This window comes from Cohnella luojiensis (assembly GCF_004564235.1).
GTDB classification, from domain to species: Bacteria; Bacillota; Bacilli; order Paenibacillales; family Paenibacillaceae; genus Cohnella; species Cohnella luojiensis.
On the sequence record NZ_SOMN01000007.1, the window covers coordinates 76,815 to 102,466 of the forward strand.

General features: G+C 51.8%; 29 protein-coding genes. 8 read left to right on the forward strand and 21 right to left on the reverse strand.

From position 1 onward, the window contains the following. Nucleotide 1: 1 nt before the first annotated feature. From E2980_RS07930 to ilvB, 9 genes are all read right to left on the reverse strand, one after another. Nucleotides 2-1,552, reverse strand: a complete 1,551-nt coding sequence (locus tag E2980_RS07930) for a 2-isopropylmalate synthase (RefSeq protein ID WP_135151641.1) — start codon at nucleotides 1,550-1,552, stop codon at nucleotides 2-4. A gap of 148 nt (nucleotides 1,553-1,700) precedes the next feature. Continuing rightward, nucleotides 1,701-2,105 carry a DUF350 domain-containing protein gene (locus E2980_RS07935; RefSeq protein ID WP_135151642.1) on the reverse strand — a complete coding sequence of 135 codons (405 nt, stop codon included), beginning with the start codon at nucleotides 2,103-2,105 and terminating at the stop codon, nucleotides 1,701-1,703. Continuing rightward, nucleotides 2,093-3,424 (reverse strand): glutathionylspermidine synthase family protein, encoded by a 1,332-nt coding sequence (locus tag E2980_RS07940; protein ID WP_338080642.1) that lies wholly within the window; start codon nucleotides 3,422-3,424, stop codon nucleotides 2,093-2,095. The genes E2980_RS07935 and E2980_RS07940 overlap by 13 nt, the downstream gene beginning before the upstream one ends. Nucleotides 3,425-3,430: 6 nt before the next feature. Then, nucleotides 3,431-3,715, reverse strand: a complete 285-nt coding sequence (locus E2980_RS07945; RefSeq protein ID WP_135151643.1) for a hypothetical protein — start codon at nucleotides 3,713-3,715, stop codon at nucleotides 3,431-3,433. Next, complete coding sequence (locus tag E2980_RS07950; protein ID WP_135151644.1) at nucleotides 3,716-4,192, reverse strand: hypothetical protein; 477 nt, start codon at nucleotides 4,190-4,192, stop codon at nucleotides 3,716-3,718. An 8-nt stretch (nucleotides 4,193-4,200) separates the two neighbouring features. Continuing rightward, entirely contained in the window at nucleotides 4,201-5,223 is a 1,023-nt protein-coding gene (locus E2980_RS07955) for a potassium channel family protein (RefSeq protein WP_135151727.1), read from the reverse strand. 132 nt (nucleotides 5,224-5,355) lie between these two features. Continuing rightward, nucleotides 5,356-6,348, reverse strand: coding sequence for a ketol-acid reductoisomerase (gene ilvC, locus E2980_RS07960; protein WP_135151645.1), 993 nt, complete (start codon nucleotides 6,346-6,348; stop codon nucleotides 5,356-5,358). A 172-nt stretch (nucleotides 6,349-6,520) separates the two neighbouring features. After that, the gene (gene ilvN, locus E2980_RS07965; protein ID WP_135151646.1) at nucleotides 6,521-7,006 is read right to left on the reverse strand and encodes an acetolactate synthase small subunit; all 486 of its coding nucleotides are present in this window, start codon (nucleotides 7,004-7,006) and stop codon (nucleotides 6,521-6,523) included. Continuing rightward, nucleotides 7,003-8,748, reverse strand: coding sequence for a biosynthetic-type acetolactate synthase large subunit (gene ilvB, locus E2980_RS07970; protein WP_135151647.1), 1,746 nt, complete (start codon nucleotides 8,746-8,748; stop codon nucleotides 7,003-7,005). The genes ilvN and ilvB overlap by 4 nt, the downstream gene beginning before the upstream one ends. 571 nt (nucleotides 8,749-9,319) lie before the next feature. On the opposite strand from ilvB, the gene E2980_RS07975 reads away from it, so the two are divergent. Next, the gene (locus E2980_RS07975) at nucleotides 9,320-9,769 is read left to right on the forward strand and encodes a GNAT family N-acetyltransferase (protein ID WP_135151648.1); all 450 of its coding nucleotides are present in this window, start codon (nucleotides 9,320-9,322) and stop codon (nucleotides 9,767-9,769) included. An 83-nt stretch (nucleotides 9,770-9,852) separates the two neighbouring features. Here the strand turns inward: E2980_RS07975 and E2980_RS07980 are convergent, their stop codons facing one another. From E2980_RS07980 to E2980_RS08005, 6 genes are all read right to left on the reverse strand, one after another. Beyond that, nucleotides 9,853-10,152 (reverse strand): 50S ribosomal protein L33, encoded by a 300-nt coding sequence (locus tag E2980_RS07980; RefSeq protein WP_135151649.1) that lies wholly within the window; start codon nucleotides 10,150-10,152, stop codon nucleotides 9,853-9,855. Between the two features lie 213 nt (nucleotides 10,153-10,365). Next, a complete protein-coding gene (gene rplT, locus E2980_RS07985) occupies nucleotides 10,366-10,725 on the reverse strand; it encodes a 50S ribosomal protein L20 (RefSeq protein WP_135151650.1) in 360 nt (119 codons plus the stop codon). 35 nt (nucleotides 10,726-10,760) lie between these two features. Beyond that, complete coding sequence (gene rpmI / locus E2980_RS07990) at nucleotides 10,761-10,961, reverse strand: 50S ribosomal protein L35 (RefSeq protein ID WP_135151651.1); 201 nt, start codon at nucleotides 10,959-10,961, stop codon at nucleotides 10,761-10,763. Between the two features lie 16 nt (nucleotides 10,962-10,977). Further along, nucleotides 10,978-11,562, reverse strand: a complete 585-nt coding sequence (gene infC / locus E2980_RS07995; protein ID WP_240702932.1) for a translation initiation factor IF-3 — start codon at nucleotides 11,560-11,562, stop codon at nucleotides 10,978-10,980. A gap of 256 nt (nucleotides 11,563-11,818) precedes the next feature. Further along, nucleotides 11,819-13,057 carry a glycosyltransferase family 2 protein gene (locus tag E2980_RS08000; RefSeq protein ID WP_135151652.1) on the reverse strand — a complete coding sequence of 413 codons (1,239 nt, stop codon included), beginning with the start codon at nucleotides 13,055-13,057 and terminating at the stop codon, nucleotides 11,819-11,821. A gap of 320 nt (nucleotides 13,058-13,377) precedes the next feature. Then, nucleotides 13,378-14,538: a glycosyltransferase family 4 protein gene (locus E2980_RS08005; RefSeq protein WP_135151653.1), complete on the reverse strand. Its 1,161-nt coding sequence runs from the start codon at nucleotides 14,536-14,538 to the stop codon at nucleotides 13,378-13,380. A 164-nt stretch (nucleotides 14,539-14,702) separates the two neighbouring features. Here E2980_RS08005 and E2980_RS08010 point away from each other — a divergent pair, with 164 nt between their 5' ends. After that, on the forward strand, nucleotides 14,703-15,227 hold the full coding sequence (locus E2980_RS08010) for a phosphatase PAP2 family protein (protein ID WP_135151654.1): 525 nt from the start codon (nucleotides 14,703-14,705) through the stop codon (nucleotides 15,225-15,227). A 99-nt stretch (nucleotides 15,228-15,326) separates the two neighbouring features. Here the strand turns inward: E2980_RS08010 and trmB are convergent, their stop codons facing one another. The 3 genes from trmB to E2980_RS08025 form a co-directional block, all read right to left on the reverse strand. Then, entirely contained in the window at nucleotides 15,327-16,091 is a 765-nt protein-coding gene (gene trmB, locus E2980_RS08015) for a tRNA (guanosine(46)-N7)-methyltransferase TrmB (RefSeq protein ID WP_135151655.1), read from the reverse strand. 13 nt (nucleotides 16,092-16,104) lie between these two features. Beyond that, nucleotides 16,105-16,746 carry a phosphatase PAP2 family protein gene (locus tag E2980_RS08020; RefSeq protein ID WP_240702933.1) on the reverse strand — a complete coding sequence of 214 codons (642 nt, stop codon included), beginning with the start codon at nucleotides 16,744-16,746 and terminating at the stop codon, nucleotides 16,105-16,107. Nucleotides 16,747-16,875: 129 nt separating this feature from the next. After that, the gene (locus E2980_RS08025) at nucleotides 16,876-17,061 is read right to left on the reverse strand and encodes a hypothetical protein (protein ID WP_135151656.1); all 186 of its coding nucleotides are present in this window, start codon (nucleotides 17,059-17,061) and stop codon (nucleotides 16,876-16,878) included. Nucleotides 17,062-17,371: 310 nt separating this feature from the next. Here E2980_RS08025 and mnmL point away from each other — a divergent pair, with 310 nt between their 5' ends. The 6 genes from mnmL to E2980_RS08055 all read left to right on the forward strand — a co-directional run bounded on the left by mnmL (nucleotide 17,372) and on the right by E2980_RS08055 (nucleotide 21,456). Continuing rightward, nucleotides 17,372-18,331, forward strand: a complete 960-nt coding sequence (gene mnmL / locus E2980_RS08030) for a tRNA modification radical SAM protein MnmL/YtqA (RefSeq protein ID WP_135151657.1) — start codon at nucleotides 17,372-17,374, stop codon at nucleotides 18,329-18,331. A 1-nt stretch (nucleotide 18,332) separates the two neighbouring features. Beyond that, nucleotides 18,333-18,917 (forward strand): tRNA 5-(aminomethyl)-2-thiouridylate-methyltransferase MnmM, encoded by a 585-nt coding sequence (gene mnmM / locus E2980_RS08035; protein ID WP_135151730.1) that lies wholly within the window; start codon nucleotides 18,333-18,335, stop codon nucleotides 18,915-18,917. A gap of 15 nt (nucleotides 18,918-18,932) precedes the next feature. Then, a complete protein-coding gene (locus tag E2980_RS08040) occupies nucleotides 18,933-19,334 on the forward strand; it encodes a VOC family protein (protein ID WP_135151658.1) in 402 nt (133 codons plus the stop codon). A 1-nt stretch (nucleotide 19,335) separates the two neighbouring features. Beyond that, on the forward strand, nucleotides 19,336-20,307 hold the full coding sequence (locus E2980_RS08045; RefSeq protein ID WP_135151659.1) for a type I phosphomannose isomerase catalytic subunit: 972 nt from the start codon (nucleotides 19,336-19,338) through the stop codon (nucleotides 20,305-20,307). Nucleotides 20,308-20,383: 76 nt separating this feature from the next. Then, nucleotides 20,384-20,872 (forward strand): hypothetical protein, encoded by a 489-nt coding sequence (locus E2980_RS08050; protein ID WP_167747030.1) that lies wholly within the window; start codon nucleotides 20,384-20,386, stop codon nucleotides 20,870-20,872. Nucleotides 20,873-20,937: 65 nt separating this feature from the next. Continuing rightward, on the forward strand, nucleotides 20,938-21,456 hold the full coding sequence (locus E2980_RS08055; RefSeq protein ID WP_135151661.1) for a MogA/MoaB family molybdenum cofactor biosynthesis protein: 519 nt from the start codon (nucleotides 20,938-20,940) through the stop codon (nucleotides 21,454-21,456). 131 nt (nucleotides 21,457-21,587) lie between these two features. Here E2980_RS08055 and E2980_RS08060 read toward each other — a convergent pair whose 3' ends face one another. The 3 genes from E2980_RS08060 to E2980_RS08070 form a co-directional block, all read right to left on the reverse strand. Continuing rightward, nucleotides 21,588-22,547, reverse strand: coding sequence for an acetylxylan esterase (locus E2980_RS08060; protein ID WP_135151662.1), 960 nt, complete (start codon nucleotides 22,545-22,547; stop codon nucleotides 21,588-21,590). Between the two features lie 269 nt (nucleotides 22,548-22,816). Further along, complete coding sequence (gene mgrA, locus E2980_RS08065; protein ID WP_135151663.1) at nucleotides 22,817-23,806, reverse strand: L-glyceraldehyde 3-phosphate reductase; 990 nt, start codon at nucleotides 23,804-23,806, stop codon at nucleotides 22,817-22,819. Between the two features lie 49 nt (nucleotides 23,807-23,855). Continuing rightward, nucleotides 23,856-25,604, reverse strand: coding sequence for a B12-binding domain-containing radical SAM protein (locus E2980_RS08070; RefSeq protein WP_135151664.1), 1,749 nt, complete (start codon nucleotides 25,602-25,604; stop codon nucleotides 23,856-23,858). Nucleotides 25,605-25,652: the final 48 nt, after the last annotated feature.

Here is a 25,652-nt window from a genome sequence, read left to right on the forward strand (position 1 = left end):
CTTAGATCAACGTGACGTTATCACGGCGATTACGAGTCGGAGCGTTACGCTTGTCGATCAGTCTATTGAGCGCATCCACGTAAGCCCGCGCGCTTGCTTCGAGTATATCCGTACTTACTCCGCGGCCATGCGCGGACGATTCGCCTTGCTTCAGAACGACATGAACCTCGCCTAACGCGTCCGTTCCGTCCGTTACCGATTTAATCGTATAATCGTCTAGCTCGACCGCCTCGCCTGTCAGCGCATCGATGGCTTGATAGATGGCGTCTACCGAGCCATTCCCGCCGGACTCTTTCTTGACGATGCCTTGAGCAGTTTTAAGCGTGACCTTTGCCAGAGGAGTCGAATGGCTGTCGAAGGAAACGACGAGCTGCTCCAACGCGAATACCTCGGGCGTCTCGATGATTTTCTCTTCGAGCAGGGCGCGGATATCCTCGTCGCTGACGTTTTTCTTGCGATCCGCCAAATCCTTGAATTTGCCGAATGCGGCGTTCACTTGCTCTTCCGTCAATTGCTCGTAGCCAAGGTCGATCAGCTTCTCGCGGAAAGCATGTCGCCCGGAGTGCTTGCCAAGTACCAGCTTGCTGTCCCGAAGCCCTATCGTATCCGGAGAAATAATCTCGTACGTTGTTTTTTCCTTCAGCATCCCGTCTTGATGGATTCCGGACTCATGAGCGAACGCGTTAGCTCCGACGATCGCTTTATTCCCCGGTACCACCATGCCCGTAAGCTTGCTAACCAAGCGGCTCGTACGCGCGATTTCCTTCAGATTCAAGGAAGTCGTCGCTTGGAAGAACTCGGCGCGGGTTGCCAGCGTGAGCGCGACTTCTTCTAGCGCGGTATTGCCTGCGCGTTCTCCGATGCCGTTGATCGTGCCTTCTATTTGATCCGCTCCGTTAAGGATGGCCGCGAGCGCGTTCGCCGTCGCCATGCCTAGATCGTCATGGCAATGCGCAGACAGTTGAATGCGCTCGATTCCGGGTACCGTTTCTTTTAACACTTTGAATATGTTCCCGAATTCCTGAGGAGTCATATAGCCAACCGTATCCGGAATATTAACGACCGTCGCTCCGGCGTTAATGGCCATCTCCGTTACTTGGCAGAGATAATCCAGCTCCGTGCGTCCGGCGTCCTCTGGGGAAAATTCGATTTTATCGAAGTATTGTTTCGCATAGCGAATGGCTTTATCAGCCGCTTCCAGCACTTGGTCCTTATCCATGCGAAGCTTGTGCTTGCGATGAATGGGAGAAGTCGCCAGGAATAGATGAATGCCAGGATCCTGAGCGCCTTTCAGCGCTTCCCTTACCGCGTCGATATCCGGCTCGCGCGAACGTGCAAGCCCGATGACGGTGGCGTTCTTTACCGCCCTTGCGACCGCGTTAACGGCTGCAAGATCTCCAGGCGATGCCGCCGGAAAACCCGCTTCTATTCGATCAACGCCCAATTTCTCCAACTGCAGCGCGATTTCGACCTTTTCCTGAGTATTCAGGTTAACGCCGGGAGATTGTTCCCCGTCCCGCAACGTCGTATCAAAAACATAAATTTTTCTCATGACAGGGCCTTGCCCGCACCTCCATAACACTTCATGACTTTTCTAAAGATTATAACATATTCTATGGGGAGAAAAGCCACGTTTCGTCGCCTAACGCAAAAAACCCGACCCAAGATATGATCTTGGATCGGGTTAGCAGCGTGACGTATCACATCAAGAACGTACCGATGACGATAGACACGCCGATAATGATCGAGCGAAGCAATTGCGCAATGGCCATGTTTCCGCTCTCGATCTGTTCGCAAACCTTGAACTTCGGCGTCATCCAATCAAACAGCAGATACACTAAGCAAAGAATGAGGATCCCGATTCCGGACCAGATGAGCATCGAGACCCATGAATCCGAGCTATAGGAAACCATTCCGACGATGATGCATAAGCCTAGAAGCTTGCTGCCGAAGTACATTCCCGCAGCCTGGTTGCCTTTGTTGATTTCATCCGCGTCGTTGAAACGCGTTAATTTGCTGAATACGAAAGCGCCGACGACCAGCACCAAGAGCAGAATGCCCAAACCGATCGCGACATTCGCCAAATCTTCTCCTAAATGTTCCATTTACGATTCCTCCTTAATCTCAACAGCAGCGGGACAATAATACGCCATATCCCTGTAACGGCTTCCCCGATCCGAGGCAGCAAGCCGGCAAAACGGCCACCTATCACATAAGCGCCCGTTAACACGTATCCGGAATATTCGCCCATCTCGGTCGGCACGCGCACGGCTTCCATCTCGCACCTAAGCTGATACACTTTCGGCTGATTCTCGTAATAATCCAGAACCTCCGGATCTTCTTCTCCCTTCGGCTCGGACGGAACCTCTTTGTTCCCGGCGGAATCGAAAAGAGTTACTCCTTTGCCTTCGCGCCCCCAGTACCCTTTAGACACATACGGCGCTCCGGTCGCTTCGAACACGGATTTCTCGAAATAAGTAGGAAGCAAATAGCTTTCGATCGCGGTAAGCTCTTCCTTGCCGAACAGCGTAAAGCCGATCGCTTCTTCCGTCAGTCGGTTCCGTTCGTATAACGACCATACGAGAGCCATGAATCCTTTGCTTTGCGTTATGATGCTTTGAGCCGGATTGATCAGTCCCAGTTTTCCTTGACCGACAAGCCGAAGAAGCTCCTCTCCGATCGGAAAATCAGACGCCTCTTCCCGGTCGTATACGAGATATTCCAGCGGATAGAGCCGGTATAGCACGTCAATCCGCACCCCATCGGCGTAAAGTCCGTCTTCCGGTACGATCTCTAATCTCTCTAAGGGGACATAGATCACCCGATATCCCAACTCGCGAACAGCTTCCATAAGGTAACGAGTGTTATATTTGTCTTCCATGTGCCAATCGTAACAACTCAAAGCAATCGTATCGTCTAACCCCAGCTCGCGGTAATGATCCAGCAATTGCCGGAAAGCCTCTTGAATCGAACGACGCATTCCTTGGGACGGATTTCCGAAGAACTCGGCGTATTGTTCGATCAACGCCCCGGATAACCAAGCCGCTTCCGGAATACCCGAAGGAGTATCGCTGTTGTTCTCGATGCATTTTAATCGACCGCCGTTCACGATCCAATCCTGACGCGACACGCCGTGAAATGGAACTTCTATGCGAGCCGTCGGAATAAGAGAAGCCGGTATCCCCAAATATTCTAAGAAAAAATCGTCAGGCAAGTACCGTTGGGCAAATCGAAGCGTTTTGTCGTATATTCGGTTCACCCATTCCGCGGCTTCCGCAATCCTCCTTGCTTCATCCGGAGAATACAGCAATAAGGAAGGCAGACAATATTCTTTGCCGTACATTCGATGATAGGGAATGTTCTCCGCGATTTCTCCCCGAAAAACGTCGTCATGCGGAAGGCCCATGTGGAACATTCTGCGCATTACTCATCAACCTCCGGTGCTGCTCTTCCCTCCGCTTCCGAATCCGCTGTAGGATTTGGAAGAAGAGTTACTCTTGTAGCCGGAGCTCGCTTTATACTTCTTCGATTTACTGCTGTAAACGTATACTCCATGGTCATCGTCGTACTCGCATTCGTCGTAATTCGGATTGCACTCCTCGCTAGAGGACACTTGGTTGCAGCCCGTCATCATGACAGGCACGGTTAATAGCAACGTCAGCGCCGCCAGCTTCCCGGACTTTATTCCGAAAGGCGTCTTCTCTGCTTGCTTCATCTAGTCCATCACCTCTTTTAAGAAAAAAAGCACCTTTTTCCGTTCGTTGTCCAGAACCGTGTATAGGACCTCATACGTCTTGCCCATTTCGATCAAGTAATGGTCTAAAAGCAATTGCGCGATATCCATAGGCTCCAACAAGCCGAAAGTCATGGGTTCCGCGACGAAATCGCCGTTATGCCATATGCAGAATACGGCCTCCAGTGAATCGGATATATCGCAGAATTCGAATGCATGCTTCCAAATCGCCGTCCCGTACGTCGCTATGTCGAATTCCCGGAAAGGCTTTACGTACACCGCGTGCCGCCGGTTGCTTTCGGACTCGTTGGACGAATGCTCGAACATCCGATTACGGATGACGGTAGCGTTCACCAGTTTTCGCAGAAATAGCTCCTCCCTGGAGACGTACGCGTCCAGCAGGTGCTGCTCCACGCGCCCTAACGATTCGGACCATTCCAAATAAGCGAGCGGTAGCATCGGGCTCTTCACCTCCCCTCGCGCCGAAGTGCCGCGATCGTTTTTTTATCCGAGATGACGTACAGTTTCGCGTTGTCCGGAATAGGGTCTTTCAGTCGGCGATTAATCCCCATGTCGTTGCCGTCGGCGATTAAAGTTGCTCCCTTATTAATCAGTGCTTGGAAAGCATCTCCGTAACTTTCCCAAGCACTGTCGGTTTTGATTTCGAACAAATCATCGCCATCCTGACGGCTTAACAGCTGGGTGAATATTTCAATGTTGCCTTCGTGCAGGGCTGCCCTTACTGCCAGTCGCGACACCGCGTCGTAGGACAGAACGAATTCGTTGACCTTTACGTGCCGGAAGTTCTGTATATGCTTTTCCATGACGATTTCAACGGTTGTATGTACTTCCGGGGCATGCTTCTCGATACTGGATGCGATAAGCAGCGATTTGCCGTCTACCAACGAGGAATCGTCGATTCGCGAATCGGAGAAAATAATGGCTGCCCGCGCATGATGAACGGCCGCGTTCTCCAGAGTGTCCACCGAAGTTGGATCGCCGCTGACAAAATGCACCTTGGCATGGTCGAACGGAAGCTTGTCGGACTCGTCGATAATCACGATCTCTATGTCCTCGTCGGTCGAAAGAATCTCTTCTATCGCCAACTTCGCCTTCTTGCTCCAGTTAATAAGAATGATGTGCTCTTTCCCGTGATACTTCAATAGACCGGCCCCCCTCTTGCGGTGGATTTCCACGAAATAATCGATGATTTTGCCAATGACCAAGCTAAGCAATCCTATTCCGAACACGTAAAGGAACATGGCGAATGTCTTGCCGGGAACAGTCGTTGGATAAAAATCGCCGTAGCCCACCGTCGCGACCGTCGTCATTACCCAATATAACGCGTTGAACCAACGATCTTTGAACGTGGCCGGCTCTATCAAGTAAATCAAGGAGGCGCTCGCCAATACGAATAGAAGGGTTCCCGACAATAGGATACCGCTCTGCATCCGAAGCAATCTCAACGAGAGTTTACGGACGATGTGCATCTGTTTCACCCCTTCCCGGACTCCTACATTCTTATGCTGCATTAGAGTCGTCCATATCCATGATCTTGATGGCATCCGAAAATACAAAAAAGCCCCGGTTTTTGCCGGGGCTTCGGTCTGGAGTGCAGTAATTTACTTCTTGATCCAATGCATCATGCTGCGCAATTGAGCGCCGACAACTTCGATCGGGTGCTCGGCTTCGTTGCGGCGAGTAGCCGTGAGGAACGCGCGTCCGGATTGGTTCTCAAGAATGAAGTCGCGAGCGAATTTACCTTGTTGGATATCTTCGAGAACGCGTTTCATTTCTTTTTTCGTTTCATCCGTTACGACGCGAGGTCCGGTAACGTAATCGCCGTATTCCGCCGTGTTGGAAATGGAGCTTCGCATGGAAGACAAGCCGCCTTCATACATCATGTCAACGATCAGCTTCAACTCGTGCAAACACTCGAAGTAAGCCATCTCGGGAGCGTATCCTGCTTCGACAAGCGTCTCGAAACCAGCTTTAACGAGGGCGGTAGCGCCGCCGCATAGTACGGCTTGCTCGCCGAACAAGTCGGTTTCGGTTTCTTCGCGGAAGGAAGTTTCGATAACTCCCGCGCGGGTACAGCCGATTCCTTTGGCGTAAGCCATACCGATGTCGAATGCTTTGCCTGTTCCGTTCTGATGAATCGCGATCAATCCCGGTACGCCGAAACCTTCAACGTAAGTGCGACGAACCATGTGACCCGGGGATTTCGGAGCAACCAACAGGACGTCCGCATCGGCAGGAGCTACGATTTGGCCGAAATGCACGTTAAAGCCGTGCGAGAACATGAGCGCAGCGCCTTTTTTCAGGTTAGGCTCGATTTCGTTCTTGTAAACGCTAGCTTGCGTTTCATCCGGCATGAGGATTTGCACGACATCCGCTTTGCGAGTTGCGTCGCCGACGGAAAGCACTTCGAAGCCGTCATTGCGAGCGCTGTCCGCGGACTTGCCTTGGCGAAGACCGATAATAACGTTCAGACCGCTGTCGCGAAGGTTCTGCGCTTGCGCGTGACCTTGGCTGCCGTAGCCGATTACCGCGATTGTTTTGCCTTTGAGAACGCCAAGATCGGCGTCTTTCTCGTGAAATAGATTAACTGCCATTGGATTGTATTCCTCCTTAAAGTAATAAAAGATGATTATTTGTCGACCCTCGGAGCGGGCGTTCCAAGGGTTGTGCTACCGCACCGTCGCGCCTCCGCACTAAAGCATGGCGCTCCCTTCGAACCCCCGCTCCGAGCGGGTCTTTCGTTCTATGGACATTCTCTGCTACGACTTATCTGAAACCCCTGTTCATCGCCGTTACGCCAGTCCGCGATAACTCGCGGATTCCGTATGGCTTCAGCAATTCGATCATCGCGTCGATTTTCTCGGAATCGCCGACGACCTGAACGATCAACGTCGAAGGACCGATATCGACGACCGCCGCGCGGAACGTTTCCACGATACCTAGTATTTCCGGTCGCGCGGAAGGCTCGGCTCCGATCTTGATCAAGCCGAGCTCCCGGCCGACCATCGGATTTCCGCTTACGTCGATGACTTTAATGACATCGATTAGCTTGTACAATTGCTTCTGGACCTGCTCCAGCGTATGATCATCTCCGGTAGTTACGATGACCATGCGGGAGAGTCCCGGCTCTTCGGAAGAGCCTACGGTAATGCTCTCAATATTGAAGCCACGGCGGCCGAACAGGCCGGAAACCCGTTGCAGCACGCCCGGCTGGTCGTTTACGAGTATCGCTATCGTATGTTTACGGTTCATTCGGAATCCCCCATCAGCATCTCTCCAATAGTCGAACCTGCCGTAACCATTGGGTAGACGTTCTCATCCTTGCGGACAACAAATTCCACGACCGCAGGACCAGGATGCTCCAAAGCTTCTAGCCATGCGCTGCGTGCCTCTTCCTTATTGGAAGCGCGAAACGCTTTAACTCCATATGCTTCGGAGAGCTTCACGAAGTCGGGGCTGCCGGCTAGATCGATATGGCTGTAGCGGTTTTCATGGATGATTTCCTGCCACTGACGTACCATACCGAGCACCTGATTGTTGATAATGGCCACTTTGACCGGAATGTTGTTGATTGCGCAGATCGCAAGCTCCTGCGCGCACATCTGCATTCCGCCGTCTCCGTTGATGGAGACGACCGTCCGGTCCGGATTGCCCATCTGGGCGCCGATCGCGGAAGGGAATCCAAAGCCCATCGTGCCTAGTCCGCCGGAAGTCACCCATGAACGAGGTTTATTCAACGGATAGTACTGAGCCGCCCACATCTGATGCTGGCCGACGTCCGTCGTCACGATCGCATCGCCCTTGGTCGTTTCATGGATCATCGATACGACCCATTGCGGCTTCAATACGACATCGGAATCCTTGTATTTGTTCGGCTTAGTCGCTTTCCATTGGCTAACCTGCGCTCTCCACGCGTCTGCCTTATCCGCGCGTTTCGCGCCAGCGTTGGCTAGCTGCAGAACCGCTTTGACATCACCCACGATAGGAATTTCAGTCGGAACGTTCTTGCCGATCTCCGCCGGATCGATATCGATGTGCACGACTTTCGCATGAGGCGCGAAGCCTTTGAGCTTCATCGTAACGCGGTCATCGAATCTCGCTCCGATGTTGATGAGTAGATCGGCGCTTTGGATGGCCGTATTCGCCGTGTAAGTACCGTGCATGCCGGGCATCCCCATGTGCAGTTCATTACCGCTTGGGAACCCGCCTAGTCCCAGTAACGTCGTAGTCGTCGGTATGCCCGTCTTCGTAACGAATTCGTACAATTCTTCATGAGCGCCGGAGTAGATGACTCCGCCGCCGGCTAGAATGACGGGCTTCTCGGCTTTCTCGATCGCGCGCAGCATTTTGTCCACCTGCATCTTATTCGGTTGAACCGTCGGGTTATACCCGCGCAGGTTCACCTCGCTAACCGGTTGGAACAACGTTTTCTCCGCGGATACGTCTTTCGGAATATCGATAAGCACTGGACCCTTGCGTCCGCTGTTGGCAATATGGAAAGCTTCATGGATGATGCGAGGCAAGTCTTCCGCCTTGCGCACCAGATAGCTGTGCTTCGTGATCGGCATCGTAATGCCGACGATATCCGCTTCCTGGAACGCATCCGTTCCGATAAAGCTGGTCGCGACATTCCCGGTAATAACAACTAAAGGCACGGAATCCATATATGCGGTTGCAATTCCCGTGACCAGATTAGTCGCCCCCGGTCCCGATGTTGCGATACATACGCCAACCTTGCCAGTAGAACGCGCATAACCGTCGGCAGCATGAATGGCCCCTTGCTCATGGCGCGTCAGAAGATGCTGGAAGTCCGTGAAGCCATGCATGGCATCGTAGATGTACAACACCGCGCCGCCCGGGTATCCGAAGACGCACTCCGCTCCCTCCAGCAACAAACTGCGAAGCAGCACATCCGACCCGGTGATCACTTCCGGTTTGCTCCACTTCTCGATCAATTCTTCTTTAGATTTCAATGTAACGCCTTGTGTACTCATCTTTTTTTCCTCCTTTCAAGTAAAACCGCTTCACCGTCCTATGGACGGTTGTACGTTTGAACACTTATGCTTTCTAAACGTACAACAAATCAAAAAAGCCCTTCATCCCAACGCCAATATGGCTGTCTTGGGACGAAAGGCTGTTGCTTCCGCGGTACCACCCGAGTTTGCCGCACACCTCACGGTGACGGCCTTATAAAGTATGTATTCCACCGGGTTGCCCCAAGGAACGTCCATACCTTAAGCGCAATAACGAGCGCCAATCCGATTCACCCTAATACGCCGATCAGGCGGTTCAGGCGAACAGCTCCGAGGAGACTTCGCGTACAGGGGTTAAGGCATCGGTCTCAGCTAATCCGATACTCTCTGAGCTTAAGAGCCCCATCGCTTTTTCCTCATCACGGCCATTTGTTTTTCCGTCGATTTAGGACTTATTATATTCTTCGCCAAGGCATTCGTCAATACACATCTTCGCCGTTACCGTTCGAATAACTTGTTCATACGTTGTAAGATCGGCATGCGCCAAGGGCTAGGGCCATTCCGAGCGACTTAAAACGGGGAGGCACCCCACTTGATTCGATGGAGACAACCACGCGACGATAATGGGATCGTTCGACTTGTCAAAACCCAATTGGTTCCCCTATCCCCATGGCAGCATCCACGGGATAGTCGACTGCATACTCAGATTACGCAACGCATCCGAAAAGGCGCAACTCTGGTTGTCGCCCAATCCCGCAGAAGCGAGCCTATCGGCTTCCTGCATATGGAATTTCGCTACAAAACGCTCTTCATTGATCTGCTCGCCGTAGATTCCCGTTACCAGAACATGCATTGGGGTACCGAGCTTATGGCCCGGGCAGAGCAGTACGGACGCAAGAAAGGATGCATGATGTCCCATGTCTTCGTGGACGATAACAATGACCGCGCGCTCCGCTTTTACCATCGCCTCGGTTATCGCACTGTACGAGTGATTCCTGATTTGAAGGTAATCGAGTTAGCCAAACCCTTATTCGACGCATAGGCGACGAAGCTAAACAGCGGTTCCGATCAATGTCGGTCCGCTGTCGCTTTTACTATTATTCACGACTACCAGAACTACCGGGATTACCACCAACCGCCGTAACCAAAGCCGTCATATCCGCCGTAGCCATGGCCGTAGCCACCGCCGTAGCCGTAGCCACCGCCGTAGCCGTAGCCGCCACCTAACGTGCCAATCGCCAGCAAATCAAACAAGACTAGCGGGATAATCGCTTTCGTCTGCGCTTTGCCCTTCGGTTGCTCCAGGACCAATCGGTTTCCGCTAATGCGGACAAGCTTGCCCGATGCGACGGAACCATCCTTGCGTACCGCGTAAATCTGTTTGCCAACGAGCTTGCCGGCCTGCGAACGTGTTATTCGAGACATCTTAACACTCCTCCCTGGGTGCATCAGGTACGAACGGCGAAGAAACAATCTGCGTCCTTCTCGATCGTCATCTCCGTTGTCTTGTTAGATTATGTGCAGGGAGCTTGTCGTGCTTGTACCTCTGTCCGACTTATTGGACAAAATGGGGGATACGGAAAGCCTTCGATAGTCGCAAAAAAACCCCGGTTGCCCGGGGCTTGTCTGTACGCGATACTACGCGTTGATTTTTTCTTTAGCCGCGCCGGCAAGCGAGTTGAACGCGTTGATATCGTTCACTGCCAAGTCGGCAAGCATTTTGCGGTTAACTTCGATACCGGCCAATTTCAAGCCGTACATCAATTTGCTGTAAGACAAGCCGTTCTGGCGAGCCGCAGCGTTAATACGCACGATCCACAATTTGCGGAAGTTCCGTTTCGTCTGACGACGGTCGCGGTATGCGTACATAAGGGATTTCATTACTTGCTCTTTCGCTTTCTTAAACAGGCGATGTTTCGCGCCCCAGTAACCTTTTGCCAACTTCAACATTCTATTGCGACGACGGCGCGTTACGAATCCGCCCTTGACTCTTGCCATGATTCATTACCTCCCGAGAGTGTTCGTATGACGATTTATTTCAGATTTCCAAGTTGCTGCTTCATACGGCGAACGTCGCCTTGAGCCATCAACGGTTGAGTAGCCAATACACGTTTAGCGCGTCCCGATTTGTGGGACAGCAAGTGGTTTTTGTAAGCTTTGAAACGTTTGACTTTACCGGTTCCTGTAATTTTGAAGCGATCTTTCAAGCTGCTATGTGTTTTCATCTTAGGCATGGTTTGTATCCTCCTGTCAGTGGGCTTTCGGAGCCAAAATCATAATCATGCTGCGGCCTTCCAGCTTAGGCATGCGCTCAACAACACAAATATCTGCTACTTCGTTCGCCACTCGCTCCAAGATCTTCTGGCCGAGCTTGGCATGCGTGATTTCGCGACCGCGGAACCGCACGGAGCATTTCACCTTGTCGCCTTCGTTCAAGAATTTCACAACATTGCGAAACTTCGTCTGGTAGTCATGCTCTTCAATGTTCGCACGAAACCAAACTTCTTTGAGATCGACGATTTTCTGATTCTTCCGAGCTTCCTTTTCTTTCTTCTGCTGCTCATAACGGAATTTGCCATAGTCCATGATGCGGCACACGGGCGGTTTCGCCTGCGGCGCTACGTTAACTAGATCAAGATTCGCGTCAATGGCCATCTGCATAGCTTCACGAAAAGGTTTGATGCCGATTTGCTCGCCTTCGGGGCCGACTAGTCGGACTTCCTTCGCCCGGATTTCCTCGTTGATTTGATGATCCTTGCTAATAATGTTCCACCTCCGAAATAAACTTTCGAGTGATTTTTCTTGTCGTGAAAAACAAAAAAATACGAGTCGCATTGACCCGCATCCTAGTCCTAACGTTATCGATCGTTGCATCGAAACCGAAGTTTCCGCAAGTCCCGTATATCGTCGGCTACGCATACCCGTCAGCAAATGCCAATCAGGTGAGAAGCGGGCGCTTCTGCTTGTGCGTGCTGAATAATTTTCATAAATCAGTCACAACGAACACTATATCACGGCAACATCGGGATGTCAACGCATAATCCGGTAACAAAGGAAATTCCCCGGGATCGCGCCCAGGGAACGCCTGCTCTTACATTTGTTTTCCTTGCACTTCCTCCAACCTGATCACGCGAGTATGCTGCGTATGGCTCCAGGTTTTGTTGTTCTGCGTGAAGAAGGCATAGAAAGTAATCGGCCACCATGTGAAGAAGAAAACCGGAAACATGACCAACTTGAGATAAATACGCCAATTCACTTTTTCCAACAGCATGGCAAGCGGAACTTGCAAGTAGATATAAATCGAAATCGGTATGGCTAGCCATGCCGGCGCGATCGAATAAATGGAATCGAAATGCGGATCGCCCGGAAGCAACAAGTCGAACCACAGCGTTGCCGTAATCAAGAAACCGAGAAGGAAGTTGTACGCGTTAAAAACATATAACGCCGCGTCCACTTTAACAATGCTGCGCTCCTTGATCCCCTGCCACAAAAGCGGAAGCATGTAGCGGCGCGTAATGTCGAAATGGCCTTGCATCCAACGGAGCCGTTGGCGCGAAGATGCCTTGAACGTAATCGGCTTCTCGTCGTACACGCGGGCATCATAGTTGAACTTCGGATAAATATCCCGCTGAATGCATCGAATCGTAAATTCCAGATCCTCGACCAGGCTCGTTGCCCCCCAGCCCATTTCCTTCAGCAGCTTCGTCTCGAAACACATACCCGTTCCGCCGAGAAAGTTGGATAGACCCAGGTTATATCGCGGCATCTGCCACAATCGGTTACAGAACCAATAGTTGATGCCGTTAGCCGCGCTGACCCAAGAGTCGTTCGGGTTCTTCGTGTCCAAGTAACCTTGGATGACCCGGTATCCGTTGCAAAGATCTTCGTTCATGTATTGCAAGAAGTTGGTTGCCACCAGATTGTCGGCATCGAACATGACGATTGAATCGTATTGTTTGGGATGCTTCCATAGTTCCTTGAGCATCCATTCGATCGCGAAGCCTTTGCCCCGCTGATGAGGGTTCGTACGCTCGCATGCATGAACCCCCGGATACTTGCGTACGACGTCCGCCGTACCATCCGTGCAGTTATCGCAAATAACGAAAATATCGAACAATTCGCGAGGATAGTCCATTTTTAGCAAGTTTTCAATCAATGCCCCGACTACGGCTTTCTCATTGTGAGCGGCCACCAATAAGGCAAACGACTTGGTCGGCTTGTGGGTAATCCGTTCTTTTTTCCGATACCATCCGAAAAAAGACAAAATCACTTGATACGCCCCGACCACGAAAAACAAAACCTGAACGACTAAAAGAAAATTGTTAAACATATTCAGTTATACCCCCTAGATCCCTTTTTTCTTTTTCTCTTTTTTGTTTATTCTCTGTGTTTTCTCTCTTTAAACTTTACCTTACTTCCGCAATTACAGACTCTGAAAAGAGACATTCTTGATTTTCTTTCGTTTACACCCATTTGTCAAAAGGGTATTGCCCCCATATTTGCGGCTTACGGCCAAGATGGACGGTTCTCGGAACTCAAGCCGTGCAAGAAGTAGAAATTGCTACGCCTAAGCGGCATTTTCATCGATTTCCAATCTTTTTCTATCCTGAGACCTACTCCCCGTTCACATTAAGTTAACGATTGGAAACTTTATAAAGTTGCGCTTAAAATCCCCGCGGCATCCTCCATGCTTGCCCTTAACCCCCGGAATACCTCGTCCCAGGAACGATGTTTTGCCTCCTGAACGCCTGCTACGGATAGTCTTGCTCGCAAGGATGCATCCTTGTGCAAATGCTCTAGCTGATCGGCGAACGCCATGATGTCTCCCGGAGGGCAGAGCAGTCCATTCTCCCCATTCCGAATCGTATCCGGCACCGCTCCTCCCGCTGCTCCCAGCACCGGCAACCCGCAAGCCATAGCCTCCACCACGACGTTGCCGAACGTTTCGGTCGCGGAAGGAAAGAGCAGCACATCCGAGGCTGCCATCCAACGTTGAAGTTCAGCCTGCGTAACCGCGCCAAGAAATCGAGCTTGGACGCCTCTCCGCGAAGCCAATGCCTTAATATCTTGGGCTGCAGGCCCGTCTCCGGCGATGACAAGCTGCGCATCCGCTCCGGTACGCGAGGCGAATAAGGAAACCGCTTCGACTGCCACTTCCGTCTGCTTCTCCGGAGCCATTCGTCCCGCATACAACACGACAAACCTTGAGCTTGGAATTCCGTTTTCTTGCAGCAGCCCTTCACGATCTACGCCGGGATGGAATCGCTCCGTATCGACTCCGCGGCTCCAGATTTCAAGCCCCTCCCACCCATCCTTGCGGCACTCCTCCAGAACGGATTGCGAGGGTACGTATATTGTTCTGCATGGTCGGTGGAACCAATGCAAATATCTCCATAAAAGTTTGCCCATCCATTGTAAATTGTAAAACGGCAAATAACGCACAAAATGCGTATGATGAGAGGCGACCAGAGGAATTCCGTGCTTTATCGCCAAATGCCGACCCGCTACGCCGGTGCCGAACGGTGTCGCTACGTGAATAATCGTAGGCTTGAAGCTAAGAAGCTTCTTCTCGACGCTCCCCGTCTGAGGCACGGCAAGCCTGCATTCCGGATAGAGGAAGAAAGGCAGGCTGACCAACCTTTCGGCGACCTCCGAAACCGTCTTTTCCTTGCGCGGCCGCGAAGGCGCGAACACCATGCATTCGATCCCTTGACTTCGGAGATACCCAATCCATCTTTCCAATGTTTTGGCTACGCCATTAACCTCCGGAAAATACGTATCGGTAAATAAAGCCAATCGAATATCCGCCATGGTTAATCCCCTCTCCATGTCCTTTTCTTCATTGTAAGGAACGGACGTTAACGGGGTGTCAAACCTGAGTTAATACTGGCGTGACAATCATGCGGTATTCTAAATAGGGAGAGAGAAATCAATCCAAAATGCAAATCAGCTACCAACGATAAGGAGATGGAGCAATGAGCAGAATATACCGCATGCTTCAGGAAGTCGAGCGTCCGTTATTCCTGCATGTCAACATTCGCTGGAACCGTTCCGCTTTGAATTGGCTTTTCCATACCTTATCGCTCCTAGCGGGAGCGACCTTCAGTCTTTGCATCTCGCTTGCTGCCGGATTATTCGCGCCGGAGCCATGGAGCCATGCCGGTTGGCTGTCTTTCGCCGCCGTCGTGGTAAGCCATATTCCGGTAGCTATCGCCAAGAGAAGCGCGCCGCGCCTTCGTCCCTATCAGGTATTCCCGCAGATCAATACGAACCGGCATCCTCTAAAAGATCCTTCTTTCCCCTCCGGTCACACGACGGCTGCGTTCGCGATGCTAACGCCTTGGATGCTCGTCGAGCCTTTGCTTATCCCCGCTTTGTTGCCCATCGGAATCGGCGTGGCTCTGTCGCGTATTTACTTCGGTCTCCATTTCCCAAGCGACACGGTAGCAGGCGCCTTGTTAGGCAGCTCTACTGCCCTGCTTCTCTCCATCTGGATTTAAACCGCGTTCCATATAAAAAAAATACCGTGACTGGCCTTTCGGCAAGCACGATCATAATAACGGCCGTACCCGGCTCTCACTCGGGTACGGCCGCTTGCTTTAGTCTTCTTCGGACTCGTAATCCTTCGTCGTTCCTCTGCGGAATTGCTCTTCCAGGTCTTCAGCCACGAGACGCCGGTGCTCCTGCTGGACTTTCTCGCCGATTACCGCTTCGAGCCTATAGATCGGCATTCCTTGGCCGACGAATTTCGTCTCGTATTCCGTCAGAACTAGATCCTCGCGGATTCCGTTGCGGTGAAGATCCAAGGAGATGTTGCGCATCTGGTATTCGATCGCGGAAAAGCTGTTCAACGAGAACTCGAACAAGCTAAGCGAATCCGTCTTGAAATGGATTTCCCCGATGTCGTTTAATGCTTGTTTATACTTCATCAAGAATCGAGGATGGGTCAGCCTTCGTTTGCCATGCTTCGATTTCGGCCAAGGATCGCTGAAGTTCAAATAGATGCGCTCCAATTCCCCCGGATCGAACATCTTGTCCAGAAACTCGACATTGCCCCGTGCGAGCGCCAAGTTAGGAACCTCGTCGACGCCCTTTTCATTTTTCCACAATGCCCGGGCTTTCTCGCTCCCCCGGATCAACAATTCATCGTAAATATCCATTCCGATGTAATTGATGTGCGGATTATTCCCGCTCATCCGGCTTATGAATTGCCCCTTGCCCATGCCGCACTCGATATGAATCGGGTTATCGTTGCCGAAAAACTCGTGCCAGCGACCCTTGTACTCCTGAGGCTCAAGGACCACGATATCTTTTTGTTGCTCTAAGGCTTCCCGAAAATTATTTTTCCTGCCGCGCAATCGCATTCCGTTATTCCTCCTAATGTTGCTTTACCAATTTTCTACTCCGGAAAATCTCGATCATCAGAGCAAGCCATACCCCGCTGGCCAAATATCCGCCTAAGACATCGCTTGGATAATGCGCTCCTAAATAAATCCGGCTGATTCCGATGCATGTGACGATGGACGAACCTAATACAACGAGAATGATTCGACCCGTTCTACGCCGCACATGTCTCCACAGCAAGAATGTCAGAACGCCGTATAGCGCAAAGGCCGCCATGGAATGACCGCTTGGATAACTATAACCCAATTCTTCCACGAGTCGATGAATGTCCGGCCTTTCCCGATGGAATGCCGCCTTCAATAAGCGGTTCAGCAAAGGAGCTCCTCCTACAACGGCTAAGAACAGGAGCAGCTCCATTCGGTGACCCAGGACAAAGGCTAGGAATAACAGGATACAGACGGCAATTACGATTACGACTATCGTCGTGCCCAGCCAAGTGAACGACTCCATGACCTCGGTAAGCTTCGGGTTTTCCCACCCTTGCACGACGGATATCACGCTAGTATCGAAGCCTGCAATCCCTTCATTCCGTACTAGCAGACTGACGACGGAGAAGAATACGATTGCAAGCAATCCCCAGACATATGCTCTTCTTAGATGGTTAATACCGTTCACGACAACAACTCCCACTAAATGATAATGGAAAGTTTATCACATTGCACGATCCGATTACATGTCAACGCAAAAAAGGCCGAAGCCCCAAAATAGGAATTCGACCTTGATCAATCGTTATTATGATTTAGCTTAGTTGACCGTTCTGTGTTCCTCGATGTAATGATCTTCAATGATATGATTAAGCTTTTTCTTAGCCGAAATCTCGATATTGTGGTTATTATGGAACTTGATGCCCGCCAACGCCATTGCTTCCTTCACCGTCAATTCAACCTTAACCGTATCATCCCCTTGAGGAATGCGTACGCTTGTATTCATGACAATCACCTCTCCAATCGGATATTTTAATGGTGCACCTAGTCTGCCCGAAATCGGATCTCAGTATGAAATAGCTGTGAGAAAAATGGCGTCATGTCAGATTTTTTTGTTGATTTGGCGCACTTTTAATATAACACTTCATGTTAGGTATTGCAAGTTGTTTCGTCGATGAAATCGCCCGATTACCGATGTTATTATCGGATCGATCAAGGGGCAATCGATCGGTTACGGCGATGGGAGTGCCTTCCCTCGCATTTTGGCCGAATTTTCGCTACAATAATAGCGACTTCTGCAAAGGACGGATGCATCGATGGCAACAATTGGAACGGACTTACAAGCGCCTCATCTATGGGCGGACAAAAGGTTTCATACCTGGAACTACGAAATGCGGGAAACATTCGGCGGGAAAATCTTCAAGGTCATGCTGGACGCGGGATTCACTTGCCCGAACCGCGATGGGAGCATCGCGGCCGGCGGCTGCACCTTCTGCAGTGCAAGAGGCTCGGGGGACTTCGCGGGAAGCCGGCGACAGGATTTAGTGTCCCAGTTTAATGACATCAGGGATCGCCAGCACCTGAAATGGCCGGAAGCGAAATATATCGGATACTTTCAGGCTTATACGAATACTTATGCGCCGGTCGAGACGCTTCGCGAGTATTACGAGGTCATTCTGGAGCAGCCTGGCGTCGTTGGCTTATCCATCGCGACCCGGCCCGATTGCTTACCGGATGACGTTGTCGATTATCTCGCGGAGTTCAACCAACGAACTTATCTCTGGGTCGAGATGGGCTTGCAAACGATTCATGAATCCACCTCGCAGCTCATCAATCGCGCGCACGATACGGAATGCTTCATTGATGCGGTGACTCGGTTGAGAGCACGAGGAATTCGCGTCTGCGCGCATATCATTCACGGATTACCCGGGGAGACGCGGGAGATGATGCTCGAGACGGTAAAGGCGGTAGCCGCCATGGACGTGCAAGGCATCAAGATCCACCTGCTCCACCTAATGCGCAAAACCCCGATGGTACGGCAATGGAGGGAAGGCTTGCTGCGTTTTCTGGATCAAGAAGAATACGTTGAGCTGGTGGTCGACTCGCTCGAGTTGCTGCCTCCGGAGATGATCGTTCATCGACTGACGGGAGACGCGCCTAGGGATTTGCTGATCGGGCCGATGTGGAGCTTGCGCAAGTGGGAAGTGCTGAATGCCATCGATGCCGCGCTTGTACGACGCAACAGCTGGCAGGGTAAAGCATGGAAGGGTGTTTAAGATGGGCTTCCTCTCCGTCTTAAGCCAAGCCCAGCGATGGGTGAAAGAACGAGTTAAGCCGGGAGATGCCGTCGTGGACGCTACGGCCGGCAACGGTTCGGATACTTTGTTCCTTGCGCGTACGGTAGGATCGGGCGGCATCGTCTACGCCTTCGATATTCAAAACGAAGCGCTTGAGAATACGCGGAGACGTTTGGATGCCGCCGAGGTATCGGAGGCGGGCAGGCTGGCAGAGGTGACGCTAGTTCATGCGGGGCACGAGACCATGGATGATGCGGTCGCTTCCGATCTGCATGGTCGAATAGCTGCGGTTATGTTCAACCTCGGTTATTTGCCAGGAGCTTCTTCTACGGTTATTACCGAGCCAGCGACCACCTTATCCGCATTGGATTCCGCCTTGCGATTGCTTCGAGGAGGCGGCGTGCTGACCGCCGTCGTCTATCCCGGCCACGAGGGAGGCCAGGTCGAAGCGGATGCGGTACAAGCTTGGGCTTCAGGTATCTCTCTTTCCGTTGCCCAAACGGTCATATACCGTTTTCCCCAGAAGACGGTTTCGCCCTATTTAATCGCATTAATAAAAAGATAGGAGTTGTTGGCAAACATGGCTGTTAGAAAAATCGAGCACGTCGGCATTATGGTTAGTTCCTTAGAGGTTTCCATCCCGTTTTATGAGAATGTCGTCGGACTCAAACACACGGAGACGCTTACCCATGCGAACGGCGTCATCCGGTTAGCCTTCCTATCGTTCCAATCTTCTTCGGAAACCGAAGTGGAATTGATCGAAGGCTTTACGGGGGAATTGGCTAAGGCGGGGCGCGTACACCACGTGGCTTTTACCGTGGATGATATCGAAGCCGAGTTTGAACGTATCCGTGCCGCGGATGTTGCCGGACTAGACGAAGCATTTACAACTTTGCCTAACGGCAGCCGTTACTTTTTCTTCGATGGACCGGACGGCGAAGCGATCGAGTTTTTTCAAACTACACGAGGAGGCACGAAATAATATGAGTTTACAACCTTATCCTTTGCATTTTAAGCCGGAGTTCAAAGAAAGAGTCTGGGGCGGACGCGCGCTCGAGAAATTCGGATTCGACGTCCCCGCTGGCGTCATCGGAGAGGGCTGGATGATCGCGGATCACCCGAACGGCGTATCGCACGTCACGAACGGGGCTTTGGCCGGCAAAGGATTGGACGAGATCCGCGAGTTGGTCGGGGAAGCCTGGTTCGGCACGAAAGGCGGCGGCTCCGGCAACGGACGGTTCCCGTTGTTGATCAAGCTATTGGATTGCAATGACGATCTGTCGATTCAAGTGCATCCGAACGATCATTACGAAGGGCTTCCTAAGGGTGAGCTCGGCAAGACGGAAATGTGGTACGTGCTCGACGCCAAACCGGGCGCCAAGATTATCTACGGGCTGAAGCCCGGAGTCGATCGCGCGGAGATGGCTAAGGCGATCGAGGAAGGACGTATCATGGACAGCCTTCAAGAGGTGTCGGTTAAAGCCGGGGATACTTTCTACATTCCTGCCGGAACGGTGCACGCCCTATGCGCGGGAGTCCTTGTAGCGGAAATCCAGCAAAACTCGGATACGACATACCGCCTCTACGATTACAACCGTCCTGGATTGGATGGCAAACCGCGCGAATTACATATCGAGGACTCGTTGAACGTGACTGCGTACGAAGGCTCCGGCGCGGCCCGCATGGATACGGATGGAGCGAAGCCGGGCGAATGGCTTACATTGGCAACTTCCCCGTATTTCAAAACGGATAAGGGCGTCGTTCGGGGTCAGTGGACTTTGTCCACTTCCGCGGACAGCTTCGTTATCGTCATCGTATGCGAAGGCTCCGGAAGTATCGGTTGGTCGAACGGGCACGTAGATGCTAAAGCCGGAGATTGCTTCTTGCTTCCGGCCAACCTTGGGCAGTATACCCTTGACGGCTCGATGACCGTCCTGCGCAGCCTAGTTCCTTAACAGAGGAAATCGGCAAGCTTTGTCGAAATAATTGAACAGAATACGAGATGAAGCTGCGCCGAAAGGACGGATGGCCATGCGCCAAGGAATGATATTAACGGGATTGGGAGTCGTCGTATGGGCAGTGCCTACTCTCTTCTTCTTGTTATTCGGAGATTGGGTCGTGCTCGGAATAGGAGAACCGTACTTCGGATCGTCTCTCTTCCTGCTAGAAATGCTGACATTCCTGCTGCTCATCGGAATGTCTCTGGTCGTTCGGCTAAGGCTGCTGCCTGAACGCGGTTCCGCTACGCGATTCGGATTCGTGGCGACTGCCGTTGGATTGTTGCTCAATACGTTCTCGGTATGGTATCGGGATTCGGTTTTCCCAGCCTTTAACGAAGACCAGCATCATGCCTATACCGTCTGGATGACATTGGCTTATGCGTTAACGCTGCTGGTGCCTGCCGTCGTGGACAGATTGGTTAAGGAACCCGAGAAAATCGTGGAATCACCGTCCAACCAAACACCCGCCGCCGATCAAGCTTCGGAAGAGCAAGAGCATTTTCCGGCATCGTCAGATTAAGATGAATGAAATAAAGGCGGCGAATCCATTTGGATTCGCCGTTTGATTAGGAGGGCTTTACCCACATGACAACCTCAACCGAGCAGCATCGACGGGAAGCACCCAAGAGCGTATCATGCGCAATCATCACCGTGTCGGATACCCGCACTCCCGAATCGGACAAAAGCGGTCAACTCATTCGCCGGCTGCTTGAGGAGAATGGGTTTTCGGTAGCGGAATACGCCATCGTGAAGGATGAATATGAAGGCATTGGAAAATTGTTGCGCGATGCCGCCGACAATCCCCGCGTGGAAGCCGTGCTTTTGAATGGCGGTACGGGCATAGCGGGCAGAGATACGACTTATGAAGCGGTACGCGATCAGTTGCATAAGGAGATGCCCGGCTTCGGCGAGATCTTTCGATTTCTTAGTTTCACGGAAGATATCGGCTCTGCAGCTATTTTATCGAGGGCGATCGCGGGCACGATCGGAACGACCGCCGTCTTCTCGATGCCCGGTTCCACGGGCGCGGTAAAGTTGGCCATGACCCGCTTGATTATTCCCGAGTTGGGGCATGTCATGCGGGAGCTTTATAAGGATAATTAGATATTTAGGCGGCCAACTCCTCACCCTGCTCAAGGTACTTTATTAGCCTTGAACCGACAGCCAACTTCGGACTATATCAAACAACCTCCTATTCCCGTCAAAATTGCGGTGTAATGGAGGTTGTTTTTTAATTACTCTATTCGAAAATGCTTCGCGATGAATTCCAATGCCTTGCGATTGTGATCGCCCGTAACCACGTGTCCGGAGAACGGGTAAGGAACGATCGTTTTCTCCGACTCTACGCGGTTGTATGCGGCATAGATGGTCTCGGGCATGGTCACTGGGTCCTTCAAGCCAACCGTTACGAAAATGGGTATTCGAATCCGGTGCGCCAGATTCATATTATCGTAGTAGCTGAGCGTCTCGATCACCGTACTGAGGTGCTCGGGAAACCGCTCAACGAAGGATGCCGCCTCCGATAAGGAGCTGCTCGAATTGATGATTCCGAAATCCATATGGCACATATTTGGAATATGCGGGACCGCTATCGCCGGCTTGTCGGACAAAGCCGCCGCGATCATCGCGAGACCGCCTCCTTGGCTTCCGCCAGATGCGCAGATGCGCGAATTGTCGACTTCCGGTTGCTGGCTTGCCCAATCCAATGCTTTTATCGCGTCGATCGTAATCGCTTTATAGTAACAGGTATCCCGATGCAAGATCCCTTGAGTAACCCACCCTTTCGTCGTCCCGAAGTCTTGAGCGAGCAAGTTGCCCGTTTCCCCCGCCTGTCCCCGAACGTCGATGGCGAATACGGCCATACCCATCATGAGATATGAAGCGTAATCCTCCGGATACCCCTTACTCCCCGTATAGCCGTGGTAGAGTACGACGCAAGGCAGCTTCCCCTCGCTCCGGAACTTAGGCAACAAATACCACCCGAAGATTGGGGTAGCATCGAAGCCTTCGAATTCCACCTTGTAAACTTCCATGTATGTAAACGGCGTTTCCACGAGAGTTCTCTTCGCGTTTAACGGTTTGGTTGCGAATTGCTTCAGCGTCCGATCCCAATACTCGTCAATATCCGGTTGAGCCGTTAACGGCGGAGTTAGTCTCTCCAGGTCTTCAATCCGTCTCGAAATCGCGTTGCTCATAGCTAGGGTAGCTCCTTCGTCACATGTATTATCATAATATATAGATAAGATTTCCAATGAAATCCTTTTCATTATAGGGGGATAACTAATGATAAAGCAATCGCTATTCTTCCTGCTCCAACGGAGCATCAGTATCATGCATTGCAATCTCGCATTAATAAATAAAGACCAGGAAGACTCCAAGGCCAATAAGCCTCGTGATCTTCCTGGTCTTTTAGCACCGCCACGCGGTAACTAGATAGCTGGAGCTAATGCCGCGGCAGCCTATCTTACTTCAATATCGCTTCAATCCGAGCCAGCTCGTCCGAAGAGAACTCCAAGCGCTTAAGCATCGCGACATTGTCATCCAGTTGGCTGACCTTGCTCGCGCCGATCAGAACGCTCGTTACGCGGTCGCCGCGCAATACCCAAGCCAGCGCCATCTGAGCGAGCGACTGACCGCGTTCCGCCGCGATATCGTTCAAACGGCGAACCTTTTCCAGTTTCTCTGCCGTCAGACTGCCTTCGTTCAAGAAAACTGAGGCGCCAGCCGCGCGGGAGTCTTTCGGAATTCCGCCAAGATACTTGTTCGTAAGCAAGCCTTGCTCTAGCGGAGAGAAAACGATGGAACCGACACCGCCTTCTTCCAGCACATCCTGCAACCCATTCTCGATCCAACGATCGAACATGCTGTAGCGCGGCTGATGAATCAACAGCGGCGTTCCGAGCTCCTTCAGAATTCGAATCGCTTCCTTCGCTTCAGGCGCGCGGTAGTTCGACACGCCTACATACAAAGCTTTGCCCGAACGAACGATCTGGTCCAATGCCATCATCGTTTCTTCGAGCGGAGTCTCCGGATCCGGGCGGTGGTGGTAGAAAATATCAACGTAATCAAGCCCCATTCGCTTGAGACTTTGATCTAGACTCGATATCAAATATTTGCGGGAACCGAAGTCTCCGTAGGGACCATCCCACATGCCGTAACCAGCTTTAGTGGAGATGATCATCTCGTCGCGATAAGACTTCATGTCGGTTGCGAGCAGACGGCCGAAGTTCTCCTCCGCGGAACCCGGAGGCGGTCCGTAGTTATTCGCCAAGTCGAAGTGGGTAATTCCCAAATCGAAAGCATGCCGAACTAAAGCCCGGCCATTCTCGAAACTATCGATGCCGCCGAAATTATGCCATAGTCCCAATGATACCGCGGGAATTTTGAGTCCGGAACGTCCCACGCGATTGTATTTCATCGTTACATAACGATCTGAGCTAGCTTTGTAAACCATGGATTGCGCCACCTCTCACTAATTGTTGTTGATCTCTAGGAATAACTGCTTATTTCTTCATAGCTACCTCTTGCCCGTCAGGCTGCGGCAGCGCCACCAATTGAGGTCCCGCTTCTTCCCCGGAGTACAAGAAAACCAGAACGGATGGATTGGACAGATCCACCCGCCCTTCCTCTACCCAAGCTCCGTAATCGAACGGCAACCGGTCCAGCGTGCCTTTTTTCTGCAGCTCGCGCTCGTCCATCCCGAGCTTCTCGGCCGCGTATTTCATAACCGTCGTCCAATCCTTCTTCTCCAGACGATCGTCCCACCAAAGCTTGCGCGGCTTGTATTTGTGTTGCAAATAATAGTCGATCTTCAACAATCCGAAAGCCGCGTCACGGTCAAGCTCCGGCCTCGCATCCGCCTCCAGGAAATCCCATAAACGCGAGAACAAGTCCTCCAGCTGATGCCCGATTCGGCTCCAACCCTTGGCTTCCCAGAAATCTCCGAACGCTTGGAAGAAATCGAACGGGGAAGGATAGGCTTTCTCGATCAAATATTCCATCGTCCGGTCCATCCGGTGAGCATTCCAGAATTTCTCCAGAACGTCCTCGACCCGCTTGATCCGCACGATATCCGAGAAGGGCATCAGATCGTTGGCCAACATTTCGTAGGGCGCGCGATCGGAATAGACATAGCCGAATTTCTCCGCATCGATACGCAAGCCCGTACCCCGCAGCATTTTCAAGAAACCGAGCTGCAACTCTTCCGGCCTCAAAGCGAACACGTCGTTGAACGTTTTGCGGAACGTGTCGTAATCCTCGTGCGGCAAGCCCGCGATCAAGTCCAAGTGCTGATCGATTTTGCCGCTTTCCTTGACCTTCACGACGGTGCGGGTCAGCTTGGCGAAGTTCTGGCGGCGTTGAACCGCGATGTTGGTCGGATCGTTCGTCGACTGGACGCCGATCTCGAACCGGAATACGCCCGGAGGCGCGTTCACGGCAAGAAAATCCAGCACTTCGGGGCGCATGATATCGGCGGTAATCTCGAATTGAAACACGCAACCCCGGTGATTGTCGATCAAGAACCGGAACACTTCCATGGCGTAGTCTCGTTTAATGTTAAAGGTCCGATCGACGAATTTGATCAGCTTGGCGCCGTTATCGATCAAATAGGTCAGTTCCGCCTTCACCCACTCGATATCGAAATATCTTACCCCTACCTCGATGCTGGATAGGCAGAATTGGCAACTGAACGGGCATCCCCGGCTCGTCTCGAAATAGACAACCCGATTGCGCATCGGCACTAAATCCTGAGCGAATCTATGCGGCGACGGGATATCATTCAAGATCAGCTTCGGGCGCGGGGGATTAATCACGGCCTTGCCGTCCTTGCGATAAGCCATGCCGAATACGAAGTGATATTTCTGCTCTCCGGCGATTTGGCGCAACAAGTCCCTGAATGTCTCCTCGCCCTCGCCCATGACGATAAAGTCAACCGAGCTTAAGCGATTCATCCAGTATTCCGTATCATAAGAAACTTCCGGTCCTCCGAGCATGATTTTCACGTCGGGCATTACCTTGCGAAGCATATCCACGACGATTATCGTTTCTTCGATGTTCCAGATGTAACAGGAAAAACCGATCACATCGGGCTTCTTCGAGAACAAATCAGCCGCAATGCCCATCGATGGGTCTTTGATCGTATATTCGGCAATATCGACCTCGAACTCGTCCTGAGCGAAGGATTTCAAATATCTTAAGGCGAGGGAGGTATGAATGTATTTGGCGTTCAGCGTCGCAACGACGACGTTCATGGCGTATTCCTCTTTCGGTGTAAGGCATTTCCTCTATTGTAACGGAAA

What these genes read in the sequence shown, in the direction of transcription:
- E2980_RS08010 (WP_135151654.1), top strand. Translation starts at nt 14,703, where the DNA reads ATGAGCAGAATATACCGCATGCTTCAGGAAGTCGAGCGTCCGTTATTC.
- E2980_RS08025 (WP_135151656.1), bottom strand. Translation starts at nt 17,061, where the DNA reads ATGAATACAAGCGTACGCATTCCTCAAGGGGATGATACGGTTAAGGTT.
- ilvC (WP_135151645.1), bottom strand. Translation starts at nt 6,348, where the DNA reads ATGGCAGTTAATCTATTTCACGAGAAAGACGCCGATCTTGGCGTTCTC.
- mnmL (WP_135151657.1), top strand. Translation starts at nt 17,372, where the DNA reads ATGGCAACAATTGGAACGGACTTACAAGCGCCTCATCTATGGGCGGAC.
- E2980_RS07980 (WP_135151649.1), bottom strand. Translation starts at nt 10,152, where the DNA reads ATGTCTCGAATAACACGTTCGCAGGCCGGCAAGCTCGTTGGCAAACAG.
- E2980_RS08005 (WP_135151653.1), bottom strand. Translation starts at nt 14,538, where the DNA reads ATGGCGGATATTCGATTGGCTTTATTTACCGATACGTATTTTCCGGAG.
- trmB (WP_135151655.1), bottom strand. Translation starts at nt 16,091, where the DNA reads ATGCGATTGCGCGGCAGGAAAAATAATTTTCGGGAAGCCTTAGAGCAA.
- mgrA (WP_135151663.1), bottom strand. Translation starts at nt 23,806, where the DNA reads ATGGTTTACAAAGCTAGCTCAGATCGTTATGTAACGATGAAATACAAT.
- rplT (WP_135151650.1), bottom strand. Translation starts at nt 10,725, where the DNA reads ATGGCAAGAGTCAAGGGCGGATTCGTAACGCGCCGTCGTCGCAATAGA.
- E2980_RS08070 (WP_135151664.1), bottom strand. Translation starts at nt 25,604, where the DNA reads ATGAACGTCGTCGTTGCGACGCTGAACGCCAAATACATTCATACCTCC.
- ilvN (WP_135151646.1), bottom strand. Translation starts at nt 7,006, where the DNA reads ATGAACCGTAAACATACGATAGCGATACTCGTAAACGACCAGCCGGGC.
- E2980_RS07930 (WP_135151641.1), bottom strand. Translation starts at nt 1,552, where the DNA reads ATGAGAAAAATTTATGTTTTTGATACGACGTTGCGGGACGGGGAACAA.
- E2980_RS07945 (WP_135151643.1), bottom strand. Translation starts at nt 3,715, where the DNA reads ATGAAGCAAGCAGAGAAGACGCCTTTCGGAATAAAGTCCGGGAAGCTG.
- mnmM (WP_135151730.1), top strand. Translation starts at nt 18,333, where the DNA reads ATGGGCTTCCTCTCCGTCTTAAGCCAAGCCCAGCGATGGGTGAAAGAA.
- E2980_RS08060 (WP_135151662.1), bottom strand. Translation starts at nt 22,547, where the DNA reads ATGAGCAACGCGATTTCGAGACGGATTGAAGACCTGGAGAGACTAACT.
- rpmI (WP_135151651.1), bottom strand. Translation starts at nt 10,961, where the DNA reads ATGCCTAAGATGAAAACACATAGCAGCTTGAAAGATCGCTTCAAAATT.
- infC (WP_240702932.1), bottom strand. Translation starts at nt 11,562, where the DNA reads ATGCGACTCGTATTTTTTTGTTTTTCACGACAAGAAAAATCACTCGAA.
- E2980_RS08045 (WP_135151659.1), top strand. Translation starts at nt 19,336, where the DNA reads ATGAGTTTACAACCTTATCCTTTGCATTTTAAGCCGGAGTTCAAAGAA.
- E2980_RS08055 (WP_135151661.1), top strand. Translation starts at nt 20,938, where the DNA reads ATGACAACCTCAACCGAGCAGCATCGACGGGAAGCACCCAAGAGCGTA.
- E2980_RS07940 (WP_338080642.1), bottom strand. Translation starts at nt 3,424, where the DNA reads ATGCGCAGAATGTTCCACATGGGCCTTCCGCATGACGACGTTTTTCGG.
- E2980_RS08040 (WP_135151658.1), top strand. Translation starts at nt 18,933, where the DNA reads ATGGCTGTTAGAAAAATCGAGCACGTCGGCATTATGGTTAGTTCCTTA.
- E2980_RS07935 (WP_135151642.1), bottom strand. Translation starts at nt 2,105, where the DNA reads ATGGAACATTTAGGAGAAGATTTGGCGAATGTCGCGATCGGTTTGGGC.
- E2980_RS08000 (WP_135151652.1), bottom strand. Translation starts at nt 13,057, where the DNA reads ATGTTTAACAATTTTCTTTTAGTCGTTCAGGTTTTGTTTTTCGTGGTC.
- E2980_RS07955 (WP_135151727.1), bottom strand. Translation starts at nt 5,223, where the DNA reads ATGCACATCGTCCGTAAACTCTCGTTGAGATTGCTTCGGATGCAGAGC.
- ilvB (WP_135151647.1), bottom strand. Translation starts at nt 8,748, where the DNA reads ATGAGTACACAAGGCGTTACATTGAAATCTAAAGAAGAATTGATCGAG.
- E2980_RS08050 (WP_167747030.1), top strand. Translation starts at nt 20,384, where the DNA reads ATGCGCCAAGGAATGATATTAACGGGATTGGGAGTCGTCGTATGGGCA.
- E2980_RS07950 (WP_135151644.1), bottom strand. Translation starts at nt 4,192, where the DNA reads ATGCTACCGCTCGCTTATTTGGAATGGTCCGAATCGTTAGGGCGCGTG.